This is a genomic window from Pseudomonas parakoreensis, assembly GCF_021602155.1.
Classification (GTDB): domain Bacteria; phylum Pseudomonadota; class Gammaproteobacteria; order Pseudomonadales; family Pseudomonadaceae; genus Aquipseudomonas; species Aquipseudomonas parakoreensis.
In genome coordinates this window covers 261,992-276,290 of record NZ_BQHY01000004.1, presented here as the reverse complement: position 1 = coordinate 276,290, position 14,299 = coordinate 261,992, and the positions used below count along the sequence as shown (strand labels likewise).

The following is a 14,299-nucleotide window of genomic DNA, read 5'->3' as shown; positions in this document are numbered from 1 at the left end:
GTGCCTGTTCTGGCCCTTCGCGAGCAGGCTCGCTCCCACATGGGTTCAGCCTCCACCGGGCAAAATGTGGGAGCGAGCTTGCTCGCGAAGGGGCCAGTAGCTTCACTGAAAATCTCTCAGCGAATCAAGGCGCACCAAACACCATCGTCCAGTAAACCCCTTCATCGCTGCGCGCCTCGCTGGCAAAACCCGCGCCGACCTGGGTGAACATCGGGTTCATCAGGTTGGCACAATGCCCGGGACTGGCCAGCCATCCGGCCATCGCCTTGCCCGGTGAACTCTGGCCGGCGGCGATGTTTTCGCCGATCTGCCGGCCCCGATAACCTGCCGCCCGGGCGCGATCGGCCGGCATGTCGCCGTCCGGATCACGGTGGGCGAAATAGTTGCCGTAGGCCATGGCCTTGCTATGCCCTTGCGCGGCGGCTCCCAGCGCCGGGTTCCAGCTGAGCGGGCGAGCGGCGGCGAAGCGCTGGCGTCCACACATCCGTGGGCGTGCACGGGCGGCGTTGACCTCGGCGAGCAAGGCTTTGCCGACGCTGCGGTTGTCGCCGACGCGACTGTCGAACACCGGTTGCGCCAGCACCACTTGCCATTCACCGCGGGCGCGGCTGACGCCGATGTCGGCGTACTGGGCGTCGAGCAGGGCGCTGCAGTGGCTGTCTTGCAGCTGTTCGAAGGCTTCCTCGGCATCCCCGGCACCGACGATGCGGATGCTGCGCACCGCCACCGCCGAATATCCCGAAGACTTCAATCTCTCGCGCAAGCCACCGCCGTAGCCATAGCCGATCGGCAACGCCAGATTCGACTTCAGCGACAGTGGCGCCAGGCGCTGGGCAGGGCGACGTTCGCAGCGGTGCGGATGGGCGCGGTAATCGTTGATGGCGGCCACCAGCTGCCGCTCTTCGCTGGCGTGGCTGGTCTCGGTAAACAGTGGGGCAAGGATCAGCAGGCACAGCGAAACGAAGCGTGATGAGCGAACGACATGGCGCATGGGACGGCAGACTCAGGGGAAAGGACAGTGCTGAAGTGGGTGGTCGCGGAATGCGGCGCCACTAGGACTGGGCTTTTTGCACTTGGTTCATGCTGGCAAACTGGCTTTTTTGCTGGGTGTGAAGGAGAGGGTGATCCAGGATTTTGTGTTGTCCGCACTGGCCCCTTCGCGAGCAGGCTCGCTCCCACAGAGCCAGGTGGGAGCGAGCCTGCTCGCGAAGGAGCCAGTTCAGCCGACGCAATAATCGGCTATCAGCGATCAAGCACTGCCTGCATCCACTGCAGATACTGCGCCCGCTCGGCAATCGAGTTGTGCCCCGAATCCGGCACTACTCGCAGCGTCGCCACACCTTCGGGGAAATGCCCCAGCAGCCGCTGCGTGCTGTCCCGTGGAATCACCTCGTCATCGCTGGCTGCCAGCAGCAGGGTCGGTACTTGAATGTGCGCGGCATAGCGACCCGACTCGAAGCGATCCTTCAGCAGCCATTTCACCGGAAACCACGGGTATTGGCGCACGGCGAGTTCTTCGAGGCTGTTGTACGGCGTCACCAGAATCAATGTCTGCGCCGGGCGCTGACTCGCCAGCCGCACCGCCACTCCGGAACCCAGGCTGCGTCCGACCACGGCAATCTGCGGATGGCTGGCGTAGACCCGGTCAAACAGCGCCAGCGCATCTTCGGCAATCGCTTCCTCCGAGGGTGAGCCACCGCTGCCGCCAAAGCCCCGGTAGTTCAACAGATACAGCGCGTAATCGGGAAACGCTGCGCTGAATGAAGGCAGGTTGTGCGACACGTCCTCGGCATTCCCGCCGAAGTAGATCAGCGCTTTCGGACCCGCATGTTCGCGAACGGTTATCCAGACATCGGCATCCGGCATCGCCAGTTTCAGCCGTGAATCTGCCGTGGTCACGGCACTGCCAGGCTGGGGGAAATAGATCAGCGAACGCTGAAACACGAACAAGGCCCCGCACAGCAAAACGTAGAGGGCGATGAGCAAAGCGACGACTGACATCAGGATTCTGGACATTCGGCTAACTTTAACGGGACGCGGGTGTTCGCTGTCGCAGTGTAGTCCAGCGCCGTGGAGGGACAGCCGTCGCACACAACGTGCAACAGATTCACGCAGCAGGGGAACCAGCATGAGCCACACTGAGGGTTGCTCCCGTCGCCGATTGCTCACGCTGGCTGCCGGGGTTTCGGCGGTGCTCAGCTTTGACCGGGCGTTGGCCACTGTCGCCACGCCGACTGCCACTTCGCCGAACCAGGCAGGAGACCAGACCATGCAGACCCGCGCCATCCCTTCCAGCGCCGAACGACTGCCCGTGGTGGGCCTGGGCACTTATCGCGGCTTCGACGTTGAGCCCGGCGAGACTGCCTATAAACAACTGCCGGCAGTGCTCGACGAGCTGTTCAGAAAGGGCGGCACGCTGATCGACAGCTCACCGATGTATGGCCGCGCCGAGCAAACCACTGGCGAACTGCTGGCGATCCACGAACCGCGTTCGCCGGCCTTTCTCGCCACCAAGGTCTGGACGCGCGGGCGCGAGCAAGGTATCGCGCAGATGGAGCAATCCTTCCGTCTGCTGCGCACCGAACGCATCGGCCTGATGCAGATCCACAACCTGCTGGACTGGCAAAGTCATCTGCCGACTCTGCGCGCGTGGAAAGCCGAGGGGCGTATCCGCTACATCGGCATTACCCATTACACGCCCTCGGCTTACGACGAAGTCGAAGCAGTGCTCAAGGCTGAACCACTCGATTTTCTGCAAATCAATTACGCCCTCGATGACCGTGGCGTGGAAAAACGCATTCTGCCGTTGTGCCGCGAGCGCGGGGTCGCGGTGATCTGCAACCGGCCGTTTGGCGGTGGCGGGTTGCTCGAGCGGCTCAAGGGCAAGCCGCTGCCGGCGTGGGTGTCGGACGTGCAGGTCAACAGTTGGCCGCAACTGGCGCTGAAGTTTTTGCTGTCGCACCCGGCGGTGACCTGCGTGATTCCCGGCACCGGCAATCCGCGCTACATGACCGACAACGCCGGCGCCGGGTTTGGGCCGATGCTCACCGATGCGCAGCGGCATCAGTTGATTGCGCTGCTGGGATAGGCGCCTGCCCGCGATACCGCAACGCCTCGACCAACAACGCAAACGCCGGCGCCGCCTGCCGTCGACTCGGGTAATACAGGTGATAACCGGCAAACATCGGGCACCAGTCGGCCAGCACTTGCAGCAGACGCCCGTCGGCCAGATAGGGCGCGACGATGTTTTCCGGAATGTAGCTCAGGCCAAAACCGTCGAGTGCAGCGTCGAGCAGCGGATACACGCCATTGAGGGTGACTTGCCCGGAAACCCGCACCTTGAGGCTTTCGCCGTCCTTCTCGAACTCCCAGGTGTACAGCCCACCGTTGGTGGGCAGGCGCAGGTTGTTACAGGCATGGGCGGTCAGATCCCGCGGTGTTTGCGGCTGTTCACGCTTGGCGAAGTAAGCAGGCGAGCCGACCACCGCCATGCGCATGTCCGGGCCGATGCGGGTGGCAATCATGCCTTGCGCGACATCTTCGCCCAGCCGCACGCCGGCGTCGAAGCCTTGCCCGGCGATGTCAACGAAACCGTAGTCGCAGATCACCTCGACGGCGATGTCCGGGTATTGGGGCAGGAATTCCTTGAGTACCGGACGCAACAGCCAATTCAGCGAATGGTCGGTGGCACTGATGCGGATCCGGCCTGCGGGCGTCTCGCGCAGGTTGCTCAGGGCCGCCAGTTCCTGCTCGATCTCTTCGAAGCGCGGGCCGATGGTTTGCAGCAGATGTTCGCCAGCCTCGGTGGGCGAGACGCTGCGGGTGGTGCGCGTCAGCAGGCGCAGGCCAAGGCGCGCTTCGAGGGCGCGAATGGTATGGCTGAGCGCCGATTGCGAAACGCCCAGTCTGGCCGCGGCTTTGGTGAAACTGCGCTCGCGGGCCACGGCGAGGAAGGCGAGCAGGTCACTGGCGTTTTCTCGAAGCATTGATGAGTGTCCTGCATAAGTTTTTTCGAATTCTAGTCGATTATCCGAACAGTCTGGCTCGCTAAAGTGATGCAAGTTCCCTGTAGGAGCTGCCGCAGGCTGCGATCTTTTGATGTTGTTTTTGAAAATCAAAGATCAAAAGATCGCAGCCTGCGGCAGCTCCTACAGGGAGATCTCTTTCAGATTTGGAGTCTTGTGATGAATGCGCATATCTCAGGCATTACCGTCACCCCCAACGGCTCGCAGCCTTCGGCCAAAGGCCCGACGGACTGGTTCACCGGCACCGTACGCGTTGACGCGCCGTTCAAAGGAAGCGAGGCAGCGCGCGTCAGCGGCGCCACGGTGACCTTCGAGCCGGGCGCACGCACCGCGTGGCATACCCATCCGTTGGGTCAGACGCTGATCGTCACCGCCGGTTCAGGTTTCGTGCAGGAGTGGGGGCAACCGGTTCGCGAGATCCGCCCCGGCGATACCGTGTGGATCGCGCCGCAGGTGAAGCACTGGCATGGCGCCGCGCCGACCACGGCGATGACGCACATTGCGATTGCCGAGGTGCTGGACGGTGAAGTGGTGGAGTGGATGGAGCAGGTGAGTGCGGCGCAGTACCCGAACTGACCTGTGTAGGAGCTGCCGCAGGCTGCGATCTTTTGACTTTAGTCTCTCAAGCAAAAGCAAAAGATCGCAGCCTGCGGCAGCTCCTGCAGAGGGTCAGATCATTTCTGGCAAGGAAGAGAGGATCTTGTCGAGGGTGATCGGGTACTCACGCACCCGCGCCCCGGTGGCGTTGTAGATCGCATTCGCCACCGCCGCACTCACGCCGCAAATCCCCAGTTCACCCACACCCTTGGCTTTCATCGGCGATGAAACCGGATCGGTTTCGTCGAGGAAAATCACTTCCTGATGCGGGATGTCAGCATGCACCGGCACCTCGTATCCAGCCAGGTCGTGATTGACGAAAAAGCCCAGCCGCTTGTCCACCGCCAGCTCTTCCATCAGTGCCGCGCCGACGCCCATGGTCATCGCCCCGATCACTTGGCTGCGCGCGGCTTTCGGGTTGAGAATCCGTCCCGCCGCGCATACCGCGAGCATACGCCGCACGCGGACTTCGCCGGTCGCTGCATCCACTGCCACTTCGACGAAATGCGCACCGAAAGTCGACTGCTGATACTGCTTGGCGAGGTCGCCGAATTCGATGCTGTCCTCGGCCTCGACCACGCCATCTTTTGCCGCATCACGCAGCGGCAGAGTCTTGCCGCCGGCACGCACCTGACCGTCGGCGAACTCGACGTCACTACCGCTCATGCCCAGCTTCGTCGCCACCGCTTCACGCAGTTTCATGCACGCGGCATACACCCCGGCCGTCGAGCAGTTACCGCCGAACTGGCCGCCGGAACCGGACGACACCGGGAAATTCGAATCGCCCAGATGCACCGTCACATCCGCCAGAGGCACGCCCATCATCTCGGCGGCGGTCTGGGCGATGATGGTGTAGCTGCCGGTACCGATGTCGGTCATGTCGGTTTCCACCGTGACCTTGCCGTCGCGCTCCAGCCGTACCCGGGCGCCGGATTTCAGCAACAGGTTGTTGCGAAACGCGGCGGCGACGCCCATGCCGATCAGCCAGCGCCCTTCGCGACGGCTACCGGGTGTGGCGTTGCGTTGGTTCCAGCCGAATTTCTCGGCGCCGGTCTGCAGGCATTCGATCAGACGCCGCTGGGAAAACGGACGCTCGGTTTTTACCGGATCGACCTGGGTGTCATTGAGGATGCGGAACTGCACCGGGTCGAGCTTGAGCTGCTCGGCCATTTCGTCCATGGCGATTTCCAGCGCCATCAGCCCCGGCGCCTCACCCGGTGCGCGCATGGAATTGCCTTCGGGCAGATCCAGCGGCGCCCGGCGCATGGTCACCCGGCGGTTTTCCCCGGCATAAAGCAACTGGCTTGGTTGCGCGGCGACCTCGACTTTGCCGTCCTTGAGGTTGCCCGACCAGCCTTCGTGGGCGATGGCGCTGAGCTTGCCGTCCGCCGTCGCGCCCATCCGAATACGCTGAATCGTGGCCGGGCGGTGGGTGGTGTTGTTGGCCATTTGCGGGCGGGCGAGGGCGACTTTCACCGGGCGGTTGGCCAGGCGCGCACCGAGGGCGGCGAGGATCGCGTCGGCACGAATGAACAGTTTGCCGCCGAAGCCGCCGCCAATGTACGGCGAGATCAGGCGCACGTTTTCCTTGGGCAGGCCAAGGGTCGTGGCGACGTCGCCGACGCTCCAGGCAATCATCTGATTGGAGGTCCACAAGGTCAGATGATCACCTTTCCATGCGGCCAAGGTCGCGTGCGGCTCCATCATCGCGTGGGACTGATCGGGAGTGGTGTAGGTCTGGTCGAACTGCACCGGCGCAGCGGCGAAGGCTTTGTCGAAATCGCCGTGGGTCACGTCGGGCAACTCGTCGTCTTCGACGCCTTGGTCAAGCACGTTGGCCAGTTCGAACTCGCCTTTGGCCGCGACGTAATCGACCTTGACCAATTGCGCCGCAGCGCGAGCCTGTTCGAAGGTCTCGGCGACCACCAGCGCCACGGCCTGGTGATAGTGCTGCACCTCGGGCCCGGCGAGCAGCGGCGCCGAATTGTATTGGCCTTTGCCGAGCTTGCCGGCATTGGCGGCGGTGACGATGGCCAGCACGCCCGGTGCGGCTTCGGCCGCGTCGAGATCAATGTGGCTGATGCGGCCCTTGGCGATGGCCGAACCGACCATGAAACCGTAAGCCTGATTCGCCACGGCCTCGTGCTGCTCGTAGGCATATGGCGCCTGGCCGCTGGTTTTCAGCGGGCCTTCGATGCGGTCGGTGGGCCTGCCGACGACTTTCAGTTGGTCGATCGGGTTGGTGGTGGCGGGCGTGTCGAATTTCATGCCTGATCCCTCGCTTGCGCCAACACCGAGCCCAGCGTGCGCTCGACCAGCGTCAGTTTGAATTGGTTGTCGTGGGTTGGCGTGGCGCCGTCAAGCAGACGTTCGCTGACGGCTTTAGCGCCTTGGGGCAGCAACGCGTCAGCGGCGTCAACCCGCCACGGTTTCGGCGCAATACCGCCGACCGCCACACGACCGCTGCCGTCCTTGTGCAGGATCAGTCCGACCGATACCAGAGCAAAGGCGTAGGACGAGCGATCGCGCACCTTGTGATAAATGTGCGTGCCACCGACTGGGGCCGGCAGGGTTACCGACGTGATGAACTCGCCGGGCGTGAGGCTGGTTTCGATGTTCGGCGTGTTGCCGGGGAGCTGATGGAAATCGGCGATGGCGATGCTGCGGGTGCTGCCGTCCGGTTTCACCGTTTCAACCTGTGCATCGAGGGCGCGCATGGCAATTGCCATGTCGCTGGGGTGGGTGGCGATGCAGGCGTCGCTGACGCCGATCAGTCCCAGTTGCCGACTGACCCCGCCAATCGCCGCACAGCCGCTGCCGGGCTGGCGTTTGTTGCAGGCCTGATTGACATCATAAAAGTACGGGCAGCGGGTGCGTTGCAGCAGGTTGCCGGCAGTACTCGCCATGTTGCGCAACTGACCGGAAGCGCCGGCGAGCAAGGCGCGGGAGAGCAGCGCGTAATCCTTGCGCACGCGGCTGTCGGCGGCCAGATCGGTGTTGCGCACCAGCGCGCCGATGCGCAATCCGCCTTCAGGTGTGGCTTCGATCTGATCGAGGCCCAAGTGGTTGACGTCGATCAGGTGCAGCGGGGTTTCGATGTCGAGTTTCATCAGGTCCAGCAGGTTGGTGCCGCCGGCGATGAACTTCGCGCCTTCAATCTGCGCCGCCAGCGTTGCGGCTGCGGCGGGGGAGTCGGCGCGGCTGTAATTGAACGCTCTCATGCTGGCACCTGCGCAACTTCAGTGATGGCTTCGATGATGTTCGAGTAGGCGCCGCAGCGGCAGATGTTGCCGCTCATGCGCTCCTGGAATTCGCTGGCGATCAGTTGCGGAGCTTCGGTCAGACTGGGGCTGACATGGCTGGGAATGCCTTCGCGGATTTCCTTGAGCACCGCCACCGCCGAACAGATCTGCCCCGGCGTGCAATAACCGCACTGGTAACCGTCGTGCTTGATGAACGCGGCCTGCATCGGGTGCAGATGGTCGGGCATGCCGAGGCCTTCGATGGTGGTGATCTCGCTGCCTTCGTGCATCACCGCCAGGGTCAGACAGGCATTGATTCGGCGGCCGTCGGCGATCACCGTGCAGGCGCCGCACTGGCCGTGGTCGCAGCCTTTCTTGCTGCCGGTCAGGTGCAGGTGTTCGCGCAGGGCGTCGAGCAGGGTGGTGCGGTTGTCGACCTCAAGGGCTTGGGGTGTACCGTTGACGTTGATTGTCAGTTTGGCCATGGCGGGTTGCTCCAGACTGGCCGCGTAGGCCTTGAGGCTGATGAAAGGGGGCATTGCAAACGCGGTGGCGGTCACCGCGCCGAGGATCAGGAATCTTCGTCGGGAAATCGTCATGCTTCGATTCCTCTCTGGCTTAATCAGGACGGCAGGGATTGAAGGGCCCAAACGGGCGCGCCGGCATGTTTACCGGTCTCGTTCTTGGAATGACCTGCGCGGAGGGGAAAAGGTTTTTGCGGATTTGCGCTATAGAGTTATGCGCAGGATTCATTAATGAGCTGGGCGACGCTGACCTTGTGGGAGCGGGCTTGCCTGCGATGGGGTCGTGTCAGTCAGCATTGCTTGAATGACACACCGCCATCGCGGGCAAGCCCGCTCCCACAGGTATTGTGTTCAATGCCCGCCAACCACCATGTGCGTGAACGGCGCCACATACGCCTGCAACGTCACCAGCCCGCCGACCAGCACCGCCAGCACAATCGAGTGGAAGAACACGTAGCGCAGAATCTCGCCCTCATGCCCATACCAGCGGGTCGCGGTGGAGGCGACCACGATCGATTGCGCATCGACCATCTTGCCCATCACCCCGCCGGAACTGTTGGCCGCCGCCATCAGTACCGGGCTGATGCCCAGCTGTTCCGAGGTCACTCGTTGCAGTCCGCCGAACAGCACGTTCGAAGCCGTGTCCGAGCCAGTCAACGCGACGCCGAGCCAGCCGAGCAGGGTGCCGAACATCGGGTAGAACACTCCGGTCGCGGCAAACGCCAGACCCATGGTGGCGTCCAGTCCGGAATACCGCGTGAGGAACCCCAGCGCCAGCATCGCGGCAATGGTGATCAGCGAAAACCGCACCACCCACAACGTGCGCAAGTATTGCTTGATCAGTTGCGGGATCGAATAGCCCATCAATAAACCGCCGACAATCGCCGCCAGCAGAATGCCGCTGCCGGTGGCAGTGAACCAGGTGAACTTGTAGATCGCTTCCTCGGCTTTCGGCGCCGGCACCACCGGCGGGACTTTCTGCACTTGCAGGTGCAGGGTGGTGAAGGTCAGCGCCGGCGAGAAAATCGGGTTGGCCTCATTGAGCGGTTTGCCTTGAGGATCGAGTTTGACCGCGTGCGTCACCGGATCCAGTGCCGGGCGCACATCGAAGATGTTCTTGAAGCCCTGGGTGCCCCAGGCAAATACGAACACCGTGAGGATGATCCACGGCATCCACGCACGCATCACCGCCGGGCGTGCCTGATCGCTGAAGGCGGCGCTGGCGGTGACTTTTTCTTCCTCGACCCGGGAGTTGTCGACCCGCCCGGACAGGGCGGCCGAGGTGTACACCGTCGCCGGTTTCCAGACTCGCAGAAACAGGGTCAGACAGGCCATGGAAATCAGCGCGGCGATCACGTCCACCAGCATCGGCCCGTGGAAGTTCGAGACGAGGAATTGCGGCACCGCGAAGCTGACCCCGGCCACCAGAATCGCCGGCCAGATCTCCAGCATCTTGCGCCACCCGGCAAACGCCCAGATCAGCCAGAACGGCACCAGCACCGAGAAAAACGGCAGCTGCCGACCGACCATCATCGACAGCTCCATCTCATCCAGCCCGGTGACCTTGGCCAAGGTGATGATCGGCGTACCGAGTGCGCCGAACGCCACTGGTGCGGTGTTGGCAATCAATGCCAGACCCGACGCCGCCAGCGGCGAAAAACCGAGGCCGATCAGAATCGCTCCGGTTACCGCGACCGGCGTACCGAACCCGGCGGCGCCTTCGAAAAATGCACCGAAGCAGAACGCGATCAGCAGCAACTGCAAACGCCGGTCATCGGTGATACGTGCGAGGGAATCCTGCAGCACTTTGAACGAGCCGTTCTCGGTGGTCAGGCGGTGCAGAAAAATGATGTTGAGCACGATCCAGCCGATCGGCAGCAAACCATTGGCCGCGCCGAACAACGCCGCCGAACCGGCCATGCTCGCCGGCATGCCGAAGGCGAAGATCGAAATCAACAATGCCGAAGCCAGGGCGAGCAGGGCGGCCAGGTGCGCCTTGACGTGAAAGAACGCCAGCGCCGCGAGCATCACCACCACCGGCACCGCGGCCATGAGCGTGGAGATCAGCGGGTTGCCGAACGGGTCGTAGATTTGCTGCCAGACCATGATCCACCTCTGCTTGTTGTTATCGAGGCGCAGATCCATTGCGGGGGAGTCGGTAAGCAGCAGTATAGGTGGCATTTCGCCGCCGCCCGGATACAGCAAATCGGCCGATCAACGGTCGTGCCCGGGCAGTGAATCAAAGTCCTTTTGTCCGGTCGTATCAGCGGCTGCGCGCACTGCGTCCTGTAAAGGCGTGGGCAGTGGCAGCCGTTCCGTCGTCAAGACCTTGGTTTTAGGGAAGTGTTGAATGAAGCGCGCTACAACGATGCTACTGACCGTGACTGCCGCCGTATTGCTGGCGGGCTGTGTGGCGGACTTTGATGATGACCACCGCCACGGGCGGCATTACGATCGCGATCATGGCCGTTACTACGACCATGACCGACGTTGGGATGACCGCGACGATGGTCGTCGTGACGGGCGTCGTTACTATCGTGACCGCGACGATGACTGAGTAGAAATGAAAAGGGCGTTCCCGCAACGGGAACGCCCTCGGCGATTAAAAATGAGCGCTCGCCCGGACGCTGGAATGCGCAGGCACGGTGGCCTCGAGATCCAGCAAATGGGTGGCGAGTATGTCGCTCAGAAAGCGGAACTGATCGTTGATGCCGACCACTTCATTGCTGAAGTGATTGCTCGCAGCGGGCATCAGCACATCGTCGAAATCTTCGTTGAACAGCAGCGCTTGCGTCTTGCGCGAGACGACCTGCTGGTCGTAATAGTTGCTGCCGAACACCGGGAAGCTCACGGAGAGGGTGATGGTGCGAATCATGATGGGTACTCCTCGTTGCGTCTCGGATGGGTGAATCGTGCCTTGGCCGGGCGGTGGGCGGAAGGCAATCGTGGCGATGGTGAATATCGACGGCGTTGATGGTTAATAGGTGTGGTGGATTGACTGGCCTCATCGCTGGCAAGCCAGCTCCCACAGGTTTTCGGCTGTTCATTGGGTTGATGGCCACTGAAGTTTTCCATGGAGCTTACAAGCCAGCTCCCACAGGTTTTTCGGGTGCTCAATGGATTGATGTTCACAGAAGGGCTCTGTGGGAGCTGGCTTGCCAGCGATGGCGTCGGTACAGCCAACATCCTCGGAAACTGACACACCTATACTCAATGCTGTCTCCCTCCATTCAAGGACTCCACCACCGTGAACCTGCGTGCGCTGAGCCTCGCCGCACTGTGTCTGCTGGCTGGCTGCGCCACCTCGGCCCGCGCTCCGGTGGCGCCGCGAGCGGTGGTGGTGTCCCCGGCGACCTGGCAGCAGATCGATCGCGACATCGTCAGCGCCTCGCAGCAATCCACCGAGCAAGTCAAAGTATTTGCCCGTGGCTCGATGGAACATTGGCGCACTCGCGTCTATCAGCAAACTGAAGAAAATTTCATTCCGTGGTTCAGCAGCTACTGGACTCAGGAATGGCTGTCGATGAAGGTCAGTTGGTACACCATCAGTGCTGGCGGCGAACAGGACGCGTCGGCCAAGCGTCTGGCGAGCTATCTGCTTGAGCAATATCAGGAAAGAGTGCTGGCTCCGGTGGCGGTGGAGATCGATCCGGACGCGATCCTCGGTCAGGCCACGGCGTTCTACGCGCAACTGATGGCCCAGCAGATGCCGCTCATCGCCCAGCGCTATGGCGTGCCGGTTGCCCAGCTCAACGGGCGTCTGCAGAAGGTCCCAGCCATCGCCCTTGGGCCGCCGCCGGCGCGGGATGCGTCGCTGTATCAGATCATCAGCACCGAGCCGCTGAACACCTTGCCGGCGTATGCCGCGCTGATCGACAAGATCCACACCGAGGGCGGCAGCAAGGGCATTGCCTCGACCGACGCCGGCATGGCCCCTGTGGCCAAACGCGCCAGTCAACGGATGGAAGCGGAAATGGCCCCGCGCGGAGCGGCCAGTGCGGTGGCGGCTGCGGCGGGCAAGTTGGTCGGCGGGGTGATCTCGATTGGGGTGGCGGGCATCCGCGCGATCATCCAGGCCAACGACCGGCCCGACAGTGAAGCGCTGATTCGCAGCAGCCTGGGCAGTACCTTCGACAAGGCCTGGGCGAAACTGCTGCAAAACCCGACCACCGGGGTCATGGCTGGAACGCTGCATATCGCCGGGCAGGTCGAGGGCAGCCTTGGCGGGGGCGAACAACCGTCGGTCGGGCAGGGGCTGAATCGTGTCGAATGGCGACCTCCCGAATCGACCAATCAGCAGATCGAACCCAACGTGCAAGGAGAGTGATCATGGCTTACATCGATATTTTTGTAGCACCCGTGCCGAATGCCAACCGCGAGCAGTACAAAAAACACTGTGCGATCGCCGCGAAACTGTTCAAGGAATACGGAGCGAAGGAGGTGGTTCAGGGCTGGGGCGATGACGTGCCGGAAGGCAAAGTCACGTCATTCCCGATGGCGGTAAAACTCAAGGACGGCGAGACCGTTTCGGCCGGCTGGTTGATCTGGCCCGACAAGGCCACCCGCGATGCCAGCATGGCAAAGATGATGGAAGACCCGCGCATGCAACCGGACGTCAACCCGATGGGGTTTGATGGGCAACGGATGATCTTTGGGGGCTTCAAGAACATTCTTGAAGCCTGAACTCACCAGATTCCGTGTAGGAGTGAGCCTGCTCGCGATGACGGTGTGTCAGTCAGCGGGTTTGCAAAATGTGCCGGCCTCTTCGCGGGCAAGCCACGCTCCCACAGGGTTTTGCGGATGGCGACGATCATGGGCACGCCACAAATCCAGTGTGGGAGCGAGCCTGCTCGCGAAAGCGGCGTGTCAGGCAATGTGAGGCTGAATGTGTGGACGCTTTCGCGAGCAGGCTTGCTCCCACATGGGGTGGTGGTCACTCTGGAGTGGGGGTGATCCGGCAGCTTTTGCGGTGGCGGATTTCTTCCTCCGTCGGTCGTTCGCGGACGAATTCGAAACGCGGTTCACCTTCGCTGTAATGCACCAGCCAGCCCCATTCCAGCTCGGTTTCATCCTGCCCTGGGCTGGGTGGTCGGGCCCACCAGGGCTCTTTGCTGAGGATCTCGCGCATGGCGACCTCCAGTTCGATGACCATCCTTGAACTATAGCCGGCTGTCGCGAGTCGTCAGAGAAGGCTGTGTAGAATCGGCCGATCGACCAGCGAAGGAGCAGGGCCATGACCGATGATGCGCGCAGGGATGAACCGCTCAAGCGACTGTTTTTCGCCCTCGACTGCCCACCACCATTACGCAAGGCCATCGCTCAGTGGCGCGCCGATCTGCGCTTGAGAACCGGCAAAGCGGTGCCGGCGGATAACTTTCACCTGACGCTGCTGTTCCTCGGCGCGGTGCCGCTGGCGCAGATCCATGAAGTCTGCGAGGCCGCCGGCAAGGTACGCACGCCGGGTGAGCCATTGAAGCTTGCGCTGGATCGCCTGCAGGTCTGGCATCGCGCGGGGATCCTGTCTTTGGCACCCGCGCAGGCGCCGCCGGCGTTGTTGCGTCTGGTGTATGCGTTGGAACAGGCGATGCTGCCATTCGGTTTCGAAGACTCGCCGCGCGAGTTTCGCCCGCACCTGACCCTGGCCCGGGACTACCGCGCAGCGGAACCGGAAGCCGCCACGCCGCCGGAGTTCTTCCAGCGTGCCGAGCGCTTTGCCTTGTTCGAATCGCACAAGGGCCGCTATCGGATCCTGCAGGATTGGCCGCTGAAATGAACCCACAAAAAAAGGCGCCCGAGGGCGCCTGAAATTCACCTGAGCCGAGGGAGCCAGGTGAGGCCGTTCATTGCAGGGTGCAGCGGTGGTAAGGCGCTGCGTGAACGGAAAATCAATGATTCTGCGAGTCAACACCCT

At 62.5% G+C, this 14,299-nt stretch carries 15 protein-coding genes; 6 read left to right on the top strand and 9 right to left on the bottom strand.

The window, feature by feature from the left end; genetic code table 11:
- Positions 1–124: 124 nt before the first annotated feature.
- Positions 125–991, bottom strand: a complete 867-nt coding sequence (locus tag L6D63_RS08090) for a CAP domain-containing protein (protein ID WP_131671272.1) — start codon at positions 989–991, stop codon at positions 125–127.
- Positions 992–1,242: 251 nt separating this feature from the next.
- Positions 1,243–2,016: an alpha/beta hydrolase gene (locus L6D63_RS08085; protein WP_131671273.1), complete on the bottom strand. Its 774-nt coding sequence runs from the start codon at positions 2,014–2,016 to the stop codon at positions 1,243–1,245.
- A 112-nt stretch (positions 2,017–2,128) separates the two neighbouring features.
- On the opposite strand from L6D63_RS08085, the gene L6D63_RS08080 reads away from it, so the two are divergent.
- On the top strand, positions 2,129–3,088 hold the full coding sequence (locus tag L6D63_RS08080) for an aldo/keto reductase (RefSeq protein ID WP_236170300.1): 960 nt from the start codon (positions 2,129–2,131) through the stop codon (positions 3,086–3,088).
- Here L6D63_RS08080 and L6D63_RS08075 read toward each other — a convergent pair.
- Positions 3,045–3,986 carry a LysR family transcriptional regulator gene (locus L6D63_RS08075; protein ID WP_131671274.1) on the bottom strand — a complete coding sequence of 314 codons (942 nt, stop codon included), beginning with the start codon at positions 3,984–3,986 and terminating at the stop codon, positions 3,045–3,047. The genes L6D63_RS08080 and L6D63_RS08075 overlap by 44 nt on opposite strands.
- 198 nt (positions 3,987–4,184) lie before the next feature.
- Here L6D63_RS08075 and L6D63_RS08070 point away from each other — a divergent pair, with 198 nt between their 5' ends.
- Positions 4,185–4,601: a (R)-mandelonitrile lyase gene (locus L6D63_RS08070; RefSeq protein WP_131671275.1), complete on the top strand. Its 417-nt coding sequence runs from the start codon at positions 4,185–4,187 to the stop codon at positions 4,599–4,601.
- A gap of 93 nt (positions 4,602–4,694) precedes the next feature.
- Here L6D63_RS08070 and paoC read toward each other — a convergent pair whose 3' ends face one another.
- From paoC to L6D63_RS08050, 4 genes are all read right to left on the bottom strand, one after another.
- Positions 4,695–6,890: an aldehyde oxidoreductase molybdenum-binding subunit PaoC gene (gene paoC / locus L6D63_RS08065; protein ID WP_131671276.1), complete on the bottom strand. Its 2,196-nt coding sequence runs from the start codon at positions 6,888–6,890 to the stop codon at positions 4,695–4,697.
- Entirely contained in the window at positions 6,887–7,843 is a 957-nt protein-coding gene (locus tag L6D63_RS08060) for an FAD binding domain-containing protein (protein ID WP_131671277.1), read from the bottom strand. Before L6D63_RS08060 ends, paoC begins: the two co-directional genes overlap by 4 nt.
- The gene (gene paoA, locus L6D63_RS08055; RefSeq protein WP_095668892.1) at positions 7,840–8,463 is read right to left on the bottom strand and encodes an aldehyde dehydrogenase iron-sulfur subunit PaoA; all 624 of its coding nucleotides are present in this window, start codon (positions 8,461–8,463) and stop codon (positions 7,840–7,842) included. The genes L6D63_RS08060 and paoA overlap by 4 nt, the downstream gene beginning before the upstream one ends.
- Positions 8,464–8,739: 276 nt before the next feature.
- Positions 8,740–10,494, bottom strand: coding sequence for an L-lactate permease (locus tag L6D63_RS08050; RefSeq protein WP_131671380.1), 1,755 nt, complete (start codon positions 10,492–10,494; stop codon positions 8,740–8,742).
- 244 nt (positions 10,495–10,738) lie between these two features.
- On the opposite strand from L6D63_RS08050, the gene L6D63_RS08045 reads away from it, so the two are divergent.
- Complete coding sequence (locus L6D63_RS08045) at positions 10,739–10,945, top strand: hypothetical protein (RefSeq protein ID WP_041073476.1); 207 nt, start codon at positions 10,739–10,741, stop codon at positions 10,943–10,945.
- A 45-nt stretch (positions 10,946–10,990) separates the two neighbouring features.
- Here L6D63_RS08045 and L6D63_RS08040 read toward each other — a convergent pair whose 3' ends face one another.
- On the bottom strand, positions 10,991–11,263 hold the full coding sequence (locus tag L6D63_RS08040; protein ID WP_047293483.1) for a hypothetical protein: 273 nt from the start codon (positions 11,261–11,263) through the stop codon (positions 10,991–10,993).
- Positions 11,264–11,635: 372 nt separating this feature from the next.
- Here L6D63_RS08040 and L6D63_RS08035 point away from each other — a divergent pair, with 372 nt between their 5' ends.
- A complete protein-coding gene (locus L6D63_RS08035; protein WP_131671278.1) occupies positions 11,636–12,715 on the top strand; it encodes a hypothetical protein in 1,080 nt (359 codons plus the stop codon).
- A gap of 2 nt (positions 12,716–12,717) precedes the next feature.
- Positions 12,718–13,071 carry a DUF1428 domain-containing protein gene (locus tag L6D63_RS08030; protein ID WP_131671279.1) on the top strand — a complete coding sequence of 118 codons (354 nt, stop codon included), beginning with the start codon at positions 12,718–12,720 and terminating at the stop codon, positions 13,069–13,071.
- Positions 13,072–13,321: 250 nt separating this feature from the next.
- Here the strand turns inward: L6D63_RS08030 and L6D63_RS08025 are convergent, their stop codons facing one another.
- On the bottom strand, positions 13,322–13,516 hold the full coding sequence (locus tag L6D63_RS08025) for a PIN domain-containing protein (protein WP_047293818.1): 195 nt from the start codon (positions 13,514–13,516) through the stop codon (positions 13,322–13,324).
- Between the two features lie 105 nt (positions 13,517–13,621).
- On the opposite strand from L6D63_RS08025, the gene thpR reads away from it, so the two are divergent.
- On the top strand, positions 13,622–14,161 hold the full coding sequence (thpR, locus tag L6D63_RS08020; RefSeq protein ID WP_131671280.1) for an RNA 2',3'-cyclic phosphodiesterase: 540 nt from the start codon (positions 13,622–13,624) through the stop codon (positions 14,159–14,161).
- The last annotated feature ends 138 nt before the right edge of the window (positions 14,162–14,299 follow it).